Genomic DNA, 16,821 nt, shown 5'->3' on the forward strand with positions numbered 1-16,821 from the left:
AAATGCGGGAAAACGCAGCACAATGGGAAAGGCAAGCATGAGAATCCTCCTGGTGGAAGACGACCGCAAAGCGGCGCGCCTGCTGGCCCGTGGCTTGCAGGAAGAAGGCTTTGTCGTCGACGTGGCGCACAGCGCGGAAGAGGGCGAGGACGAAAGCTACGCCATCGACTACGACGCGATCGTGCTGGACTGGATGTTGCCGGGCAAGCAGGGCATCGATTTTTGCCGCGACTTGCGCGCGCGTGGCATCCAGACGCCCGTGCTGATGCTTACGGCGCGCGACGCCACGGCCGACCGGGTGGCGGGCCTGAACACGGGCGCCGACGATTACCTGACCAAGCCGTTCGAATTCGAGGAGCTGCTGGCGCGCATCCGCGCCTTGCTGCGCCGCTCGGACATCAGCCGTCCGCTGGTGCTGGCGCTGGCCGACCTGACGCTCGATCCCGTCAGCCACCAGGCGACGCGGGCCGGCGCGCCGCTGGTGCTCACGCCCAAGGAATACGCGATTCTGCTGATCCTGCTGCGCCAGGCGGGCGAGGTGGTCAGCCGCGCGCGCCTGGCCGAGCAGATCTGGCAGGCGGATTTGATCGGCATCGACAACCTGATCGACGTCCACGTGCGCAACCTGCGGGGCAAGGTCGATGCGCCGGGCTTGCCGCCCCTGATCCACACGGTGCGCGGACGCGGCTTCCGCCTGGCGGAAAACCATGGTGGCTAGCTTTCGCAAGCGATTGCTGCTGGTGCACCTGGCCGTCATCCTCGCCATCGTCGCCTGCACGGCGCTGGCCGGCTACTGGGGCCTGTCGCGCGCCGTGCATGGCCAGCTCGATGCGGCCCTGCTGGCGCTGGCCGAGACGGAAATGGCCATGCTACCGGCCGCGCCGCGCCAGCCCGTGCAGGTGCACGAGGTGGCGCCGGGCCTGGCGCCGCCGTCGTTGACGCGACTGGACCGCCTGGTGCAGATCATCGATGGCGAAGGCCGCGTGCTGGCGCGCAGCCGCAACCTGGAGGCGGCGCAGCTGCCGGCGCCGCCCGCCCTGCTGGCGCGCCTGGCGGCCGGCGAGACCGTCTTCGAAACCCTGCCCAAGTTCGGCGAGGAACCGCTGCGCATGGTCTCGATCCCCGTGCCCTCGTCCGGCGCGCGCCTGGCGGTGCAAGTGGCCGGTTCGCTCGACGACACGAATCACGTGCTGGCCGCGGCCACCGTGCTGTTTGGCGCCATGGCGCTGGCCTTGCTGGCGGCCGTGGGGCTGGCCGGCGAAATGCTCACGCGCCGCGTGCTGGGCGCCATCGACGACGTGGTGGACCAGGCGCATTCCATCGGCGAAGCCAGCCTGCACCAGCGCCTGCCCCATCCCGGCACGCAGGACGAGATCGGCCGCCTGGTCGATACCCTGAACGCCATGCTGGACCGCCTGGAACACGGCTATGATGCGCAGCGCCGCTTCACGGCCGACGCTTCGCACGAATTGCGCTCGCCCCTGTCGCGCCTGCGCACGGAAATCGAAATCACCCTGCGCCGCCCGCGCGAAGCGCCCGAGTATGTCGATGCGCTGGCATCCTGTCTCGATGAAGTGCAGCGTCTGACGACTCTGGTGGAAGAACTCCTGATGCTTACGCGCCTGGACGTGGGGCAGGAGCGCAATGCCGTGGAAACCATCGCGCTCAATCCGCTCGTGCGGGCGGCCGCGCAGCGGCTGGAAAAGCCGGCCGCGCAGCGCGGCATCCGCATCGTCTTCGATGACAGTGTGGCCGTGCACGCGCGCGTGGCGGCCGGCCCCGTGGACCTGGTGCTGGCCAATCTGCTCGATAACGCCGTGAAGTTTTCGCCGCCAGACAGCGTCATCACCGTGCACGTGGCGCGCGAGGGTGCGCATGCATTGGTCGGCGTGGCGGACGCGGGACCGGGCATCGGCGTGGAAGACTTGCCGCATCTGTTCGAGCGCTTTTACCGTGGCGCGCAGGCGCGCGCGGGCGAGGCGCCCGGCTTCGGCCTGGGCCTGGCCCTGTCGCAAGCCATTGTGCACGCGTACGGCGGCAGCATCGAGGCGCGCAACCGCCCGCAAGGCGGCGCACTGTTTACCATGCGTCTGCCCGCGTCAAGCTGAGGGGGCGACGCCTTCCCAGCGCACCTGCCGCACTTGCGGCCAGGCGCCCGCGCGGTTGACGAAGCGCACCAGCACGGCGCGCTGCACGGCCTGGCACAGCACCGTGGCGATCAACCGCACCACTTGCCTGGCTTCGTCCCAGCTGCGCAGCATCTGCGACGGCGCCAGGCCCGCGCCTTTGAGTTCGGCCAGCAGCAGGCGCACCACGTGGTCGGCTTGCGCCGCGGGGCAGGTGACGGTCAGGCGGTAGGTGGCGACGACGGGACCGCGCCTGGCAAACCAATGGAAGAATTTTTTCATCATCACACTCCCCGTTCAGCGACAAATTCCGCGTTGTTCACGAGCGCCCAGCGCACGGCCGAGACGCTGCCTTCCAGGCTGACCTGACTGACGATTTGCTCCAGCAATCCCAGGCTGGAGACGGGCGTGAGCAGGTCGGCCCGCACTTCGATGCGCCCGGCCTGCGCCGCGTCTTCGCTGTGCAAGGATTGCAGCATCAGCGCCGGCATGCCGCTGATCAGGCGCAGCATCAGCTTGCGCACCTGCACTTCCTGCTCCGCCTCGCACACGGCCGTCACGCGGTAGATGCTTTCCGTCTCGATGCCCGCTTCGCTGCCGTGCGCGTTGATGCGTTGCGCCAGGTGGCGCAGCACCAGGTTGGCGATCAGCACGAAGCCCGTGCCGATGGCCGCTTCCAGGGCAAACCCCAGGCCGCACAGGATGCCGATGGCGGCCGAGCACCACAGGGTGGCGGCCGTGTTCAGGCCGCGCACCGTCATGCCTTCGCGCATGATGACGCCGGCGCCGAGAAAACCGATGCCCGACACCACCTGCGCGGCGATGCGCATATGGCCCGAGGCATCGCCTTCGAGCACGGAAACCATCACGAACAGCGAGGCGCCGACGGACACCAGCGCATTCGTGCGCAGGCCCGCCATGCGCTGGCGCAGCTGGCGTTCGGCGCCGATCATGGCGCCCAGGGTCAATGCCGCGGCAACGCGCAGCGCAAAGTCAAATACCACCATCAGTTTCTCCCGGCTGGGGAGGAACAGGCGAGTGCAAGGGCGAAGAAAATCCGCCCGCAAGGGGGCAGCAGACGATCACGGTGGAACGATGAGGAGGGAAGTGGCGGCGAATGGGCATCGCCGCTGGTAAAACCGCACCTTGCCGAGGGCAGGGCGGGCGGAATGCGCGCGTCTTGCCTAAGGCCGATCGCCGATGGTCAATCGACTACTGTCACTGGAACAAGCACCCACGAGTCACTCCATATCATTGATAACGGGGACAGTCTAGCCAGTGGTGCCGTATTGGTCAACTGAAGCTCTCTTCAGGCAGCCGCCGCGTCGTCCCCGCCAATGCGGGGACGGTGAAGGCGACCGGTCAATCAGTGGGCGTGTGCTTTGCCATCATCGGCGGATTCGGCATGCTCGCCGCCGCCGAAAAAGCGCGCGGCGCGCTTGCCCAGGCTGTCGAGATAGGTGTAGGCGACGGGCACCACCACCAAGGTCAACAGGGTCGAGGTGATGACGCCGCCGATGACGGCGCGGCCCATCGGCGCCTGCGATTCGCCGCCGTCGCCCATGCCGATGGCCATCGGCAGCATGCCGAACACCATCGCCAGGGTCGTCATCAGGATGGGGCGCAAACGCACCTGCCCCGCTTCCATCAGCGCCTCGAACTGCCCCAGGCCTTCGCGCTGGCGCTGGTTGGTGAAGTCGACCAGCAGAATCGCGTTCTTCGTCACTAAGCCCATGAGCATGATGAAGCCGATCACGGAGAAGATGTTCAGGGTGCTGCCCGTGATCAGCAGCGCGGCCAGCACGCCGATCAGCGAGAGCGGCAAGGACACCATGATGGCGATCGGCTGCAGGAAGCTGCCGAACTGCGAGGCCAGCACCAGGTAGATGAAGATCACGGCGATCCCCAGCGCCATCATCGCGCCGCCCATGGTTTCGGCCATCTGCTGCGCATTGCCGGCCACGTCGAAGCGCACGCCGGGCGGCAGGTCGATGGACTTGATGGCCTTCTGCACGTCGGCGTCGACGTCGCCGGCAGGGCGGCCCTGCACGCCAGCATAGATGGCGACCCGGCGCTGCAAGGCCTGGCGTTTGAGCACCTGCGGGCTCGATGACGGCACGAATTCGACCACCTGGCGCAGCGGGATCATGACGGGCTTGCCATTTGCATCAAACTTGCTCGACGCGAGCGACAGGTCGGCCAGGTCGGCCACTTTCTGGCGGCCCGATTTGGGCAGCTGCACGTTGACGTCGTAGTTCTGCCCGTCGGACGCCAGCCAGTGGCTGACCGTGTCGCCGGCCACGAACGGCCGCAAGGCATTGCCGATCTGCTGCACCGACAATCCCAGGTCGCTGGCCAGCTCGTTGTTGATCTTCACGGTGGTCGACGGATTGGCGCCTTCCTGGCTGTATTCCATGTCGGCCAGGCCCTTGATGTTGCGCATCTTGTCCATCAGGGTGTGCGCCACCGCATCGAGCTTGCCTTCGTCCGTGCCGAGGATGGCGATGAAGATGGGACGCTGGCCGACGGACAGGGTGATGCCGGCGATCGGCGCCAGGCGTTCGCGGATCAGTTTTTCCAGTTCCTGCTGCGAGCGGCGCTTGTGCGTCTTGATGTCCGTCAGCTTCAGGTTCACCTCGGCCGCGTTGCGCCCATCGGGCGTGCCGATATTGGCCACCAGGCTGTCGATCTCGGGAAATTCCTTCAAGGCCGTTTCGATCTGGCGCACTTTGCTGTCCGTGTATTCGAGGCTGGAGCCGACGGGCGTCTTGAAGCGCAGGTTGACCCAGCCCTGGTCCGTCTCGGGGAACATCTCGCCGCCGATCATGGGCACGAGCATCAGGCTGCCCGCGAACAGCGCCACGGCCGTGGCCAGCGTGGTCTTGCGCCAGCGCAGGGCCAATTTCAATACCTTGCCGTACCAGACGTGCAGGCGGTCGATGCCCGTCTCGATCCAGGCCATGAAGCGGCCCAGCCACGGCGCGTACTTGAAGCGGTCCTTGACGGGGTCGCGCCAGACGGACGACAGCATGGGGTCGAGCGTGAAGCTGACGAACAGCGAGACGAGCACGGCGACGGCCACAGTGATGCCGAACTGCAGGAAGAAGCGGCCGATGATGCCGTCCATGAAGGCGACGGGCACGAACACGGCGACGATGGCGAACGTGGTGGCCATCACGGCCAGGCCGATTTCATTGGTGCCGTCGTTGGCCGCCTGGTAGTGGTTCTTGCCCATGCCCAGGTGGCGCACGATGTTTTCGCGCACCACGATGGCGTCGTCGATCAGCAGGCCGATGCACAGGGACAGCGCCATCAGAGTCAAAAAGTTCAGGGTGAAGCCGAAGGCCTTCATGGCGATGAAGCTGGCCAGCACGGAGATCGGCAGGGTCAATCCCGTGATGATGGTCGAGCGCCACGAGTGCAGGAACAGGAAGACGATCACCATGGTCAGCACGGCGCCTTCGATGATGGTGCGCTTGACGTTATTGAGCTGGCTTTGCACGCGCTCCGACTCGTCGTCGAGCACGCGCAGGGTGATATCGGGCGGCAGCGTCTTTTGCAGGTCCGCCGCCACTTTCAGGATGCCGGTGCCCACTTCGACCACGTTGGCGTCCTGCACCTTGGTGATTTCCATGGTCACGGCCTGCTGGCCGTTCATGCGCGAAATCGACAGTTCTTCCTGCTCGCCGTCGACGACGGTGGCCACCTGGTCCAGGTAGACGGGACCGATGGCGCGGCGCGCCACGATGATCTTGCCGAATTCGCGCGCATCCTTGATCTTGCCTTCCACGCGCACCAGCTGTTCGGCCGCGCCATGGCTGATCGAACCGGCCGGCAAATTGGTATTCGTCGCCTGGATGGCGCGGATCACTTCATCGACGCCGATGCCCTGGGCATTGAGTTCGATCGGCTTCATGCTGATGAGGATCTGGCGCGCGCGCAGGCCGCGCAGCTTGACTTGCCCCACGCCAGCCACGCCCTGGAAGCGCTTGCTGATGATCTGCTCCGTCATGGTCGACAGCGAGCGCAGGTCATGCCCGGTCGAGGTCAGCACGATGGTGGCGATGGGGCGCTCGTTGTCGCCCTCGGCGCGCGCGATGAACGGGTCCTTGGCTTCCTTCGGGAAGCGCGGGCGCACCAGGGCCACCTTGTCGCGCAAGTCCTGCATGGCCTTGTCCATATTGGTCGACAGCTCGAATTCCAGGTAGACGCCGGCGCGTCCTTCCCACGAATTGGCGCGGATGGTCTTGATGCCGCTGACGGTGTTGACGGCGTCCTCGATGGGGCGCGTGATGTCGTTTTCCACGGCTTCGGGTGAGGCGCCCGGGTAGTTCACTTCAATGGCGGCGAACGGGAACTGCACGCTGGGCATGCTCTCCACGCCCAGGCCACGGTAGGAGAAGATCCCCAGCACCACCAGCGCCACCATGACCATGGTGGCGAAGACGGGGTTTTGAATGCTGACTTTGGTCATCCACATGGCTTAATCCTTCCGTGCCAGCACGGCCGCCGGCGCGGCAGGGGCCGTGGCGGGCGCGGCGAAGGTCACGCCGTGGCCCGGTTTCACGCCATCGAGCTTGGCGACGATGACTTTCGCGCCCGGCACCAGACCCGACTTGACCTCGGCATAGCCTTCATCCTCGTTGCGCAGTCCCAGGGTGACGGGCTGCGCGACGACCTTGTTGTTCACCAGCGCATACACGACGGGGCCCTGCTTTTCGTTGCGCACGGCCGTCAACGGCACCAGCGGCGCCACGTTTGATCGTTCGGTGACGATGCTGCCCTTGGCGAACATGCCGCCGCGCAGCGCGCCATCGCCATTGTCGACGGCGATGTAGACGAGCATGGCGCGCGAGCCGCTCTCGGTGGTGGGGTTGATGCGCGTGACCTTGCCGGCGAAGTCGCGCGCGCCGAAGCCGTCGACCTTGAAGTGCACGTCCTGGCCCAGCTTGATGCGGGGAATGTCCGCGCTGGGCACGGGCGCTTCCAGGGTCAGCTGGGCCAGGTTGACGATGGTGTAGACGGGCATGTCGGGCGCGACTTTTTCGCCCGCCTGCAGGTGGCGCTTGCTGACGATGCCGGCCATCGGCGCGCGGATCACCGTGTCGGCCAGCGCGATGCGGGCGATGTCGACCATGGCGGCGGCGGACTTGACGCTGGCGCGCGCCAGGTCGACCGAGTTTTGCGTCGTGTCGTAGGCCGTCTGCGAAATGTATTTTTGCTTGAGCAGCGCCTGGCTGTTCGCTTCATTCTTGGCCGCCATCGACAGGCGCGCCTGCGCTTCGTCCAGCATGGCTTGCTGCTGCGTCAGGCGGGCGCGCAGGTCGGCCGCATCCAGGCGCACGAGAACTTGCCCGTTGGCTACTTGCTGGCCTTCCTGCAAGGTGGTTTCCTGGATCACGCCGGAAACCTTGGCCTTGATGGTGGCCTGGGTCACGGGTGCCAGCGAACCGGACAGGGGCAGGCTGATGCTGAGGGCGCGCGCATCGATGGCGGCCACGTCGCCCTGGGCCAGTTCATGCACGGGCGTCTTGGCCTGCTCCTTCTTCTTGCTCGCTTGCTGTTCGGCAACCTTGGCCGCTTGCTGCTTCGATTGCATCACGGTCCAGCCGCCGCCGGCCAGGCCCAGCACGACGAGGATCAGCACGGGGGCGCGCCAGCGCCGGCGGCGCGTGGTGGCAAGGGGAGAGGCGGGGGGCAGGGTCTCGTTTTTCATAGGTTTTTTTTCAGGAGCGGCGCAGGGCTTCGGCGCCAGGTCTCGGTGCGGCCGGCCTGCGGCGGGCCGGGGGAATTCGGGTAGCGCATCACCGTGGCGGCCGCAGACAACACGCCTGCCGCTGCGGCCGTTCACGGCGATGCGCATGTTGCCACTTTAGGAAGATTCAAGTCCGGCCGCCATCGCCGTGCGACAGATTGCACAAAACCGGGGCTGGAATGCAAAAAACGGCGACCAAAGACCATCGCCAGCATGCACGCCGTCCACGTCACGATGCTTGCGCCTCCTCAAGAAGCCGATTCGCCGGCGCGCAAGAATGGTCGGGATGGTTGCGCCACCGGACAGGCCATCTGCCCGCCGGTTGCCGCGCGGCCACGCCACGGGGGGCCTGATGTCTGATCGGATTGTCGGAGCCGCCCCGTCGCCGGGCCGTTTGCTGGCCGCGGCCGAACCGCAGGCGGGGCCGGCCGGCAAGGCGCTCGACTTGTTGTCCATCATCGTTGCCGCCGTCGAACAGGCGCCCGGCCTGGCCGTGCGGGGCATCGACCGCGACGGCATCGTGCGCTACTGGAGCGCGGGTGCTGCGCGCCTGTATGGCGTGGCGGCCGAGCTGGCGCTGGGCCAGCCGTGGGCCAGGGTGGCCGCTTCGTTGCCCGGTGCCGTCACGCTTGGCGAGGAGGTTAGCGGCGAACTGGCGGCCGTGTGGGAGAGCGGCAAGGCGCGCGGCATGCGCCTGTGGAAGCTCGATGCCGACGGGGCCGCGCCGCGCTGCATCTGCTCCACCGTGTTTCCGGTCATGCAATCCGGACGTGTGCGGCAAGTGGTCTGCATCGATGCCGACATCACGGCCAGCGGCCAGGATGGCGCGGCGCAGGGCGCTTTGTTGTTGATGGGCGACAATTTCCGCCAACTGTACGAAAAGTCGGCCGACGCCATCGTGCTGCTGCGCGACGAGCACATCGCCGAAGCGAATCCGGCCGCCATCGCCCTGTTCCAATGCGAAGACCGGACACGCCTGCTGGGGCGCCGCCTCAGCGACTTTTCGCCCTTGCGCCAGCCCGATGGCACATTGTCCTCGTTGCGCGGCACGCAGCTGGCGGCGCAGGCCCACGCCGACGGCAACTGCCGCTACGACTGGCGTTACCAGACGTGCACGGGCCAGCTGTTCTGGGGCGAAGTGCTGCTTACGTCCGTCACGCTCGACCATAGCTATCTGTTTTACGCCGTGATCCGCGATATTTCCTCGCGCAAACTGGCCGAGCGGGCCCTGTACCTGTCGGCGCAGGTGGTCGAGCATGCGCGCGAAGCCATCGTCGTGATGGACCCGCAGCAGCGCGTCGTCAGCATGAATCCCGCGTACAGCGAGATCAGCGGCTACAGCCTCGACGACATGCTGGGCAAGCCCTTCGTCCCGCACGGCGTCGAGCCGGACGTGCCCGCGTTTTTCGACCACGTGTGGGACGAAGTCGATGCCAACGGTTATTGGCAAGGCGACATCGTCGGCCAGCGCAAGGCGGGCGGGCGCTATCCGGCCTGGCTGTCGCTGACGGCCATCCGCGACCCGCAGGGGCAATTGAGCAATTACCTGGCCATCCTCAGCGATATCAGCGAACGCAAGAAAAACGAGGAGCACACGCGCCACCTGGCCGAGCACGATTTCCTCACCGACTTGCCGAACCGCGTGCTGCTGCTGGACCGGCTGTCGCTGGCGCTGGCGGCCGCGCGGCGCAAGCTGAGCATGCTGGCCATCCTGTACCTGGACCTCGACCATTTCAAGCACATCAACGACAGCATGGGCCACCACGTGGGCGACCTGCTGCTCAAGGAGGTCGCGCGGCGCCTCGTACGCTGCGTGCGCGGCGTCGATACGGTCAGCCGGCATGGCGGCGACGAGTTCGTCATCATCCTGGCCGAGGTGGGCGGCATCGACCAGGTGGCCCACGTGGCGTCCAGCCTGCTGCACGCTGTCACGCAGCCCTATCAGCTGGGCGAGTACGAATTGCATGTGTCGACCTCGATCGGCGTGGCCATCTTTCCCAGCGATGGCGACAGCATCGATACCCTCGTGCATAACGCCGACATCGCCATGTACCACGCCAAGGAAAGCGGGCGTAACAATTTTCAGTTTTTCAATGCCGAGATGAATGCGCAAATCGTCGAGCGGGCCAGCCTGGAGCAGGGCTTGCGCGAAGCGCTGGGGCGCGATGAATTCGTGCTCGAATTCCAGCCCGCGCTCGACGTCGCCAGTGGGCAAATCCTCGGCGCCGAGGCGCTGTTGCGCTGGCGCCACCCGCAACTGGGCGTGCTGCCGCCCGAGCGTTTCATTGCCGTGGCCGAAGAATGCGGCTTGATGGTGTCGATTGGCAACTGGGTGTTGCAGCAAGCCTGCCGCCGCGCGCGCGCCTGGCACGATGCGGGCCATGCCTGGCGCGTGGCCGTGAACCTGTCGCCGGCGCAATGTCTGCACAATAACTTATTGCTCAGCGTGCAAGAGGCGCTGGCCGTGTCGGGCTTGCCCGCCGCCTGTCTGGAACTGGAAGTGACGGAATCCTTGCTGATGAAGGGCGGCGCGCGCCTGGCCGGCGTGCTGGCGCAGCTGCGCGCACTGGGCGCCAGGCTGGCCATCGACGATTTCGGCACCGGCTATTCGCGCCTGGCCAATCTGCGCCATTACCCGGTGGATCAACTCAAGATCGACCCGTCGTTCCTGCCGGCCGCGGCGGACGGCGCCGCAGGTGAGTCCGACACGGCAGTGGCCGCCACCATCATCGCCATGGCGCGCGAGCTGCAATTGACGGTGATTGCCGAAGGCGTGGAAACGGCGCAGCAGCTGGCCTATCTGTGGGGGCAGGGCTGCCAGCAATACCAGGGGCGCTATGCCAGCGCGCAAGTCGCGGGCAGTGTTCTGGCGAAGTTATTGAATTAATGAATGTTTCCCAGCAGCTTGATGCGCGCCAGCACCTGGCCATGGTCGGACGCATGCGGCAAGCCCAACAGCAAATGGTCGTTCAGATACGTCACTTCCTGCAGCACGCCGATGGCGCGCGGCGAGGCGGGATGGAAATGCTCGGACACGAGGATATGGTCGATCGTCATGTAGGCGCTGTCGTGGATATTCGTGTAGCCCACATGGCGCAGGGCATCCTGGCGCTGCTGGATGGCATTGGCGTCGTACAGGCGCGCGCGCATTTCCATGCCCGGTTCGCACGGCGCGCCGGCGCCCATGACGATGGATGTGGTGACGGCATTGGCGATGTCGTTGAAGTCGCCCAGCACGATGCGGGGACGGCCAGTGTGGCCCAGCTCGCTTGCCAGCACGCGCAGGGCCACGGCTTCCGCGCCGCGCCGCTGCAGCGAGCGCAGGTTGGCCAGCGCGTAGGCGGCCGCATCGTTGCCGTCGCCATGGCGGTAGTCGGGCCGGCGCGATTTCAAATGCACGACGACCACATCCGTGAGTTGCCCTCCCGGCAAGATGACCTGGACGTGCAGCGGTGCGCGGGCGAAGCGGTCGGCATTGTCCTCGGCAGGCACGCTCACGCCGGCGGGGAAGTTCGCCCAGGCAACACCGTCGCCGGCCAGCGGCAGGCGCGACACCAGCGCCACCGTGGGCAGCATGCGTCCGGCAATATCCGTCGCATCGTAGCCGGCCAGGGTGGCTGCGCGGTAGTGGCGCGTGCGCGACAGCACGTCGCGCAGGGCCGCTTGCGAGAAAATTTCCTGGAAACCGATCACGTCGGCGTCGAGCAGGTCGATCTGCCGCGCCGTCCATTCCGCCTTGGCCTCGTATTGCGCCGGGCTCAACGGTTCCAGGTTGTCATACAATTTCGCCCCGGCGGGGGCCAGATTGCAGACATTGAATGTGGCAAAGCGGATTTCTTCCTGCATAATTAGCACTCCTCACTGAACGATCAGCGTATCACGCATGGCTAAAAAAGAGCATATTTCCGAAACCCAGGCGACGCAGTTGCTGCGCAAGCATCAAGTTTCCTTCGAAGAACACCCGTATCCGTACGAGGAGCACGGCGGCACCAGCGTCTCGGCGCGCGAGCTGGGCGTGCCGGAACATGCGGTGATCAAGACCCTGGTGATGCAGGACGAGGCGGCCAAGCCGATGATCGTGCTCATGCATGGCGATTGCAAGGTGTCGACCAAGAATCTGGCGCGCGGCATCGGCTGCAAGTCCGTCGAGCCGTGCAAGCCCGAGGTGGCGCAGCGCCATTCCGGCTACATGATCGGCGGCACCTCGCCCTTCGGCACCAAAAAGACCATGCCCGTGTACGTGGAGCAATCGATCCTGGACTTGCCGCGCATCTACATCAATGGCGGGCGGCGCGGTTTCCTCGTCTCGCTGGCGCCGCAGGTCTTGCTCGACTTGCTCAAGGCCAAGCCGGTGCAGTGCGCGCTGCAAGATTAAGAAAACCAGACGCCGCCCTGTTCCCGGACTGGACGCTGGTGTATATTCTGCTGCGCCAGCCTCGATGCTGGTGCAATAAACACAATAAAGGGAAGAAATGAATCCAGTAATCACAACCGTGGCAATGACAGTGGCCGCTTACTTGCTCGGCTCGATATCGTTTGCCGTGGTGATGAGCAAGGTCTACGGCATTGCCGATCCGCGCACCTATGGCTCGAAAAATCCGGGCGCCACCAACGTGCTGCGCAGTGGCAACAAGGGCGCCGCCATCATGACCCTGCTGGGCGATGGCGCCAAGGGCTGGCTGGCCGTGTTCCTGGCCGACCATTTTGCCAGCGCGCTGGGCGTGGGCGACACGGCCGTGGCCCTGGTGGCCATCGCCGTCTTCCTCGGCCATCTGTGGCCCGTGTTCTTCCGTTTCGTCGGCGGCAAGGGCGTGGCCACGGCCCTCGGCGTGTTGCTGGGCATTAATCCCTGGCTGGGCCTGGCGACCCTGGCCACCTGGCTGATCATCGCCTACGCCTTCCGCTATTCCTCGCTGGCAGCGCTGGTGGCGGCCCTGTTCGCGCCGTTCTACTACGGCTTGCTGTTCGGCGTCGATCCCATCTTGCTGGCCGTGATCGTCATGAGCGTGCTGCTGGCGTATCGCCACAGCCAGAACATCGCGAACTTGCTCTCTGGTAAAGAAAGCAAGATCGGCGGCAAGAAGGATGGGGCCAAGGCGCCCGTCAAGAAAAAGTAAGCGCTTGATTTCCCCCGGCCCGCACGCATATGCTGTGCTTGCGGCGCCGCGCGGTGCGGCCGCCACCGACTCGCGCAAAGGCTGCCCACCATGACCGTTTCCACCACCTCCGTCACCCCCACCCCCATCCGTATCGATTTCGTTTCCGACGTTTCCTGCCCCTGGTGCGTGATCGGCCTGAAGTCGCTGGAGCAGGCGCTGGCCAAGCTGGACGGCACCGTCCAGGCCGACATCCACTTCCAGCCCTTCGAGCTGAACGCCAATATGCCGCCCGAAGGCGAGGATATCGGCGAACACATTGCCCGCAAATACGGCTCCACCCCGGAACAGATGGCGCAATCGCGCGAAGCGATCCGCGCGCGCGGCGAGCAGCTTGGCTTTACCTTTGCCATGGATAAGCGCGGCCGCATCTACAACACCTTCGATGCGCACCGTCTGCTGCACTGGGCCGGGCTGGAAGGACGCCAAAAGGCACTCAAGATGGCGCTGTTCGATGCCTATTTCACGCAAGGCCAGGATCCGTCCTCGCACGAGGTGCTGCTGAAAGTCGCGGGTGACGTGGGCCTCGATACCGTGAAAGCGGCCGAGGTGCTGGCCTCCGATGCCTATGCGGACGAGGTGCGCGCGCAGGAGCGCTTCTACCAGCAGAACGGCATCAATTCCGTGCCCGCCGTCATCATCAACGAGCGCCACCTGATTTCCGGTGGCCAGCCGCCCGAAGTGTTCGAGCAAGCCTTGCGCCAGATCATCGCCGGCGCCTGAACGGGGCGCCAATGGCGCGCGCCATGGCGGACTTTTTGCGCTACACTCGGCGCAGAAGGAGGATAGTCAAATGCCAACAGCCAGATGGAATGGCGCCGTCATCGCGCACGCTGCCGACGATCAGGTGCAAGTCGTTGAAAACAATGTATATTTTCCTTTGTCGGCGGTGACGCAGGAGTATCTGCGTCCCAGCAGCCACACGAGCATCTGCCCGTGGAAGGGCACGGCCAGCTATTACGATGTCGTCGTCGATGGCCAGACGAATGCCAACGCGGCCTGGTATTACCCCCAGCCCAAGGATGCCGCCAAGCAAATTGCCGGCCACGTCGCCTTCTGGCGCGGCGTGAGCGTCGAGCGCTGACCTGGCACCCCCTATTTCCGTACAAAGAAAGCAGACGATGGATTTACGCCTCGCCGTGTACCAACTCGCCTCGGCCCATGCGCTCGATGCCCAGCAAACCCGGCAGTTGCAGGAGGTGGCCGGTTTCCAGCGTGAACCGGCGCGCCTGGCCTACTGGCTGCCGCGCGGCGTGGCCGTGCTGGGCGCCGCGCTGCTAGGCATGGGCCTGATCTGCTGGGTCGCCGCCAACTGGGAAGACCTGGGCCGCATGGGCCGCTTCGCCCTGCTGCAAGGCGTGTTTGCCGCCGCCTGCGTGGGCGCCTTCGCCGTGCCCAAGGCGCGCATACCGCTGCTGCTGATGGCCTTGCTGGCCATCGGCGGCCTGTTCGCGTATTTCGGCCAGACCTACCAGACGGGCGCCGATCCGTGGCAGCTGTTCGCCCTGTGGGCTGTGCTGGCCTTGCCCCTGTGTTTAGTCGCGCGCAGCGACGTGCTGTGGACGCCGTGGATGCTGGTGCTGGCCACGGCCGCTGCCCTGTGGATGCAGGCGCATGCGCGCCACAGCTGGCGTATCGATTCGGCCGATCTGAGCATTTTCGTCAGCGGCTGGCTGGCCGTGCTGCTGGCCTGTGCGTTTGTCTCGCCCCTGCTGGCGCGCTGGACGGGCGCGGGCAGCTGGGCCTTGCGCCTGGGCCTGGTGCTGGCCACCATCCTCATCACGGGCACGGCCGTCAGTGCCCTGTTCGGCAATGAGATCGAATCGCCGTACTGGGCCGGTCTCGGCTTGCTGGCCGTCGCCGCTGTCCTGCTGGCCACGCGCCGCTACTTTGACGTGTTCGGCCTGAGCGCCGTCGCGCTCGGTATCAATACCTTGCTGGTGGGAGGGCTGACGCACGTGCTGTTCAACGGCCATGGCGATGGCGTCGGCGCGCTGGCCATGCTGGGCTTGCTGGCGGCCGTGCTGCTGGCGCTGACCGTGCAAGGCATTTTGTGGCGCACGCGCCAGGAGGCGTCATGAGCAAGATGAACACTCAGCGCGACGATGCGCTCGCCACCCTGATCGACGATGCCACGCGCGCCGGCCTGTTGCCGCCCAACGCCAGCCGTCCCGTGCAGGATGTACGGCCGTGGCCGCTGGTGCTGATGACGGCTTTCGGCGCCTGGCTTGCCGCCATCCCCCTGATGATCGCGCTGGGCGTGGGCCTGGAAAGCGTCGTGCGCCACGGCCCCGGCGCGTATGTCGTGGCCGCCATCGTGCTGGTGGTGTCCGTGCTGCTGATCCGCACGCGCGGCGTGGCGCTGTTTGTCGAGCAGCTGGCCGTGCCCTGCCTGCTGGTGGGCGGCGGCTTGCTCGGCTATGCCTTGTACCGCGACTATTCCACGCAGACGGCGTCGCTGCTGCTGTGCCTGGCAAGCCTGGTGGTGGCCGCCGCCTTGCCGCGCGACTGGCTGCGCGTGCTGCTGGGCCTGGTCGCCTGCGGCTTGCTGGGGCTGGGCATCGTCGACAGCACGCGCGACTGGATCTTCGACAACGATCCGACCCAACTGTATCTGGCCTGGATGCTGGCCCTGGCACTCTGGCTGGCGGCCCACTGGCTGCAGAAGCAAGCCTTCAACGATGGCCGCGGCGCGCCCATCGCCGCCTTCCTGGAATCGCTGTCGACGGGGTGGGTATTGGCCATCTTGCTGGGGCTGGTCTTCTGGTCCGGCATGACCTTCATGCTGGGCGGTGCCTTGGGCGGCGGCTTCACGGGCGAGGTGGCGCGCGAAGTGACCAGGCACCATGCCGGCGCCTGGTATGCGCAAGCGTTGAATGGCGTCTCGCTCGTGCTGGCCACGGCGGCTGCCGCCTGGACGGGATGGCGCTGGCCGGCGCTGCGCCAGTTGCCCGCCATCGGCGTGGCGCTGGTGCTGATCGTGCTGGCATGGTTCATGCCGGCGCTGGGGCCCGTGCTGCTGATCCTCGCGTATTGCGTGACGAGCGGGCGTACACGCGTGGCCGTCGCGGCCGCGCTGGCGGCGACGTGGATCATCGGCAGCTTTTATTACCAGCTGGCCTGGCCGCTGGCCAGCAAGGCGGCGCTGCTGGCCGTGGCCGGCGCCGTGCTGTGCGCGCTGTCGTGGCTGGCCACGCGCGGCGCCGTGCTGCACCTGGTGGAAAGCACGCCGGCGGGCGTGGCGGCCCAGAGCCGCAATGTCCGTCTCGGCGTGCTGGCGGGCTTGCTGCTGGTGTTGCTGGTCGCCAACGGCGGCATCTGGCAGAAAGAGCAGCTGATCGCCAAGGGCGAGGCCATCTTCGTGGCGCTGGAACCCGTCGATCCCCGTTCGCTGATGCAGGGCGACTACATGCGCCTCAATTTCGTCAACCTGGGCGTCCTGAGCACGTTGGCCAGCGTGGAGCGGGCGCCGGGCCGGCCCCTCGTGGTGGCCAGACGCGATGCACGGGGCGTGGCCGAACTGCTGCGCCCGTACACCAGGGAGGCACTGGCGCCCGGCGAATTTTTGCTCGAGCTGACGCCGAAGGATGGCAACTGGGTGCTGGTCAGCGATGCCTGGTTCTTCAAGGAAGGCGAGGCGGCGCGCTGGGAAAAGGCCCGTTACGGCGAGTTCCGCGTGCTGCCCGATGGCCGCGCCTTGCTGGTGGGCATGCGCGGCGAGCAACTGGAGAAACTGTAGCGCACGTAATCGTGCAAGAGCGCGCCGGGGCGGCCATCCTGTAAA

14 protein-coding genes are annotated in these 16,821 nt (G+C 66.2%); 9 read left to right on the top strand and 5 right to left on the bottom strand.

Annotated features, from left to right (window positions below; all coding sequences use genetic code 11):
- Positions 1–37 precede the first annotated feature (37 nt).
- Complete coding sequence (locus ACQ4WQ_RS00175) at positions 38–718, top strand: response regulator transcription factor (protein ID WP_326458019.1); 681 nt, start codon at positions 38–40, stop codon at positions 716–718.
- Positions 711–2,108 carry a sensor histidine kinase gene (locus ACQ4WQ_RS00180; RefSeq protein WP_326458038.1) on the top strand — a complete coding sequence of 466 codons (1,398 nt, stop codon included), beginning with the start codon at positions 711–713 and terminating at the stop codon, positions 2,106–2,108. The genes ACQ4WQ_RS00175 and ACQ4WQ_RS00180 overlap by 8 nt, the downstream gene beginning before the upstream one ends.
- On the opposite strand, the gene ACQ4WQ_RS00185 is transcribed toward ACQ4WQ_RS00180, so the two are convergent.
- The 4 genes from ACQ4WQ_RS00185 to ACQ4WQ_RS00200 form a co-directional block, all read right to left on the bottom strand.
- The gene (locus tag ACQ4WQ_RS00185; protein ID WP_101482694.1) at positions 2,100–2,411 is read right to left on the bottom strand and encodes a hypothetical protein; all 312 of its coding nucleotides are present in this window, start codon (positions 2,409–2,411) and stop codon (positions 2,100–2,102) included. The genes ACQ4WQ_RS00180 and ACQ4WQ_RS00185 overlap by 9 nt on opposite strands.
- The gene (locus ACQ4WQ_RS00190; protein ID WP_205602420.1) at positions 2,411–3,130 is read right to left on the bottom strand and encodes an MgtC/SapB family protein; all 720 of its coding nucleotides are present in this window, start codon (positions 3,128–3,130) and stop codon (positions 2,411–2,413) included. The genes ACQ4WQ_RS00185 and ACQ4WQ_RS00190 overlap by 1 nt, the downstream gene beginning before the upstream one ends.
- A 362-nt stretch (positions 3,131–3,492) precedes the next feature.
- The gene (locus ACQ4WQ_RS00195) at positions 3,493–6,606 is read right to left on the bottom strand and encodes an efflux RND transporter permease subunit (RefSeq protein ID WP_436493838.1); all 3,114 of its coding nucleotides are present in this window, start codon (positions 6,604–6,606) and stop codon (positions 3,493–3,495) included.
- A 3-nt stretch (positions 6,607–6,609) separates the two neighbouring features.
- Positions 6,610–7,842: an efflux RND transporter periplasmic adaptor subunit gene (locus ACQ4WQ_RS00200; RefSeq protein WP_436493840.1), complete on the bottom strand. Its 1,233-nt coding sequence runs from the start codon at positions 7,840–7,842 to the stop codon at positions 6,610–6,612.
- A 391-nt stretch (positions 7,843–8,233) separates the two neighbouring features.
- Here ACQ4WQ_RS00200 and ACQ4WQ_RS00205 point away from each other — a divergent pair, with 391 nt between their 5' ends.
- Complete coding sequence (locus ACQ4WQ_RS00205) at positions 8,234–10,768, top strand: sensor domain-containing protein (RefSeq protein ID WP_436493842.1); 2,535 nt, start codon at positions 8,234–8,236, stop codon at positions 10,766–10,768.
- On the opposite strand, the gene ACQ4WQ_RS00210 is transcribed toward ACQ4WQ_RS00205, so the two are convergent.
- Positions 10,765–11,727, bottom strand: coding sequence for an endonuclease/exonuclease/phosphatase family protein (locus tag ACQ4WQ_RS00210; protein WP_326458014.1), 963 nt, complete (start codon positions 11,725–11,727; stop codon positions 10,765–10,767). The two genes, ACQ4WQ_RS00205 and ACQ4WQ_RS00210, sit on opposite strands and share 4 nt — an antisense overlap.
- 37 nt (positions 11,728–11,764) lie before the next feature.
- On the opposite strand from ACQ4WQ_RS00210, the gene ybaK reads away from it, so the two are divergent.
- The 6 genes from ybaK (at position 11,765) to ACQ4WQ_RS00240 (ending at position 16,776) form a co-directional block, all read left to right on the top strand.
- Complete coding sequence (gene ybaK / locus ACQ4WQ_RS00215; protein WP_070223079.1) at positions 11,765–12,256, top strand: Cys-tRNA(Pro) deacylase; 492 nt, start codon at positions 11,765–11,767, stop codon at positions 12,254–12,256.
- 97 nt (positions 12,257–12,353) lie between these two features.
- Entirely contained in the window at positions 12,354–12,998 is a 645-nt protein-coding gene (gene plsY / locus ACQ4WQ_RS00220) for a glycerol-3-phosphate 1-O-acyltransferase PlsY (protein WP_289945846.1), read from the top strand.
- A gap of 90 nt (positions 12,999–13,088) precedes the next feature.
- A complete protein-coding gene (locus ACQ4WQ_RS00225) occupies positions 13,089–13,760 on the top strand; it encodes a DsbA family oxidoreductase (protein WP_436493845.1) in 672 nt (223 codons plus the stop codon).
- A 70-nt stretch (positions 13,761–13,830) separates the two neighbouring features.
- Positions 13,831–14,121, top strand: a complete 291-nt coding sequence (locus tag ACQ4WQ_RS00230; protein ID WP_326458011.1) for a DUF427 domain-containing protein — start codon at positions 13,831–13,833, stop codon at positions 14,119–14,121.
- Positions 14,122–14,158: 37 nt separating this feature from the next.
- Positions 14,159–15,118, top strand: a complete 960-nt coding sequence (locus ACQ4WQ_RS00235; RefSeq protein ID WP_436493847.1) for a DUF2157 domain-containing protein — start codon at positions 14,159–14,161, stop codon at positions 15,116–15,118.
- Entirely contained in the window at positions 15,115–16,776 is a 1,662-nt protein-coding gene (locus tag ACQ4WQ_RS00240) for a GDYXXLXY domain-containing protein (protein ID WP_436493849.1), read from the top strand. The genes ACQ4WQ_RS00235 and ACQ4WQ_RS00240 overlap by 4 nt, the downstream gene beginning before the upstream one ends.
- Positions 16,777–16,821 lie beyond the last annotated feature (45 nt).

It is taken from the genome of Janthinobacterium goodfellowi (genome assembly GCF_051380695.1).
GTDB lineage: Bacteria > Pseudomonadota > Gammaproteobacteria > Burkholderiales > Burkholderiaceae_D > Janthinobacterium.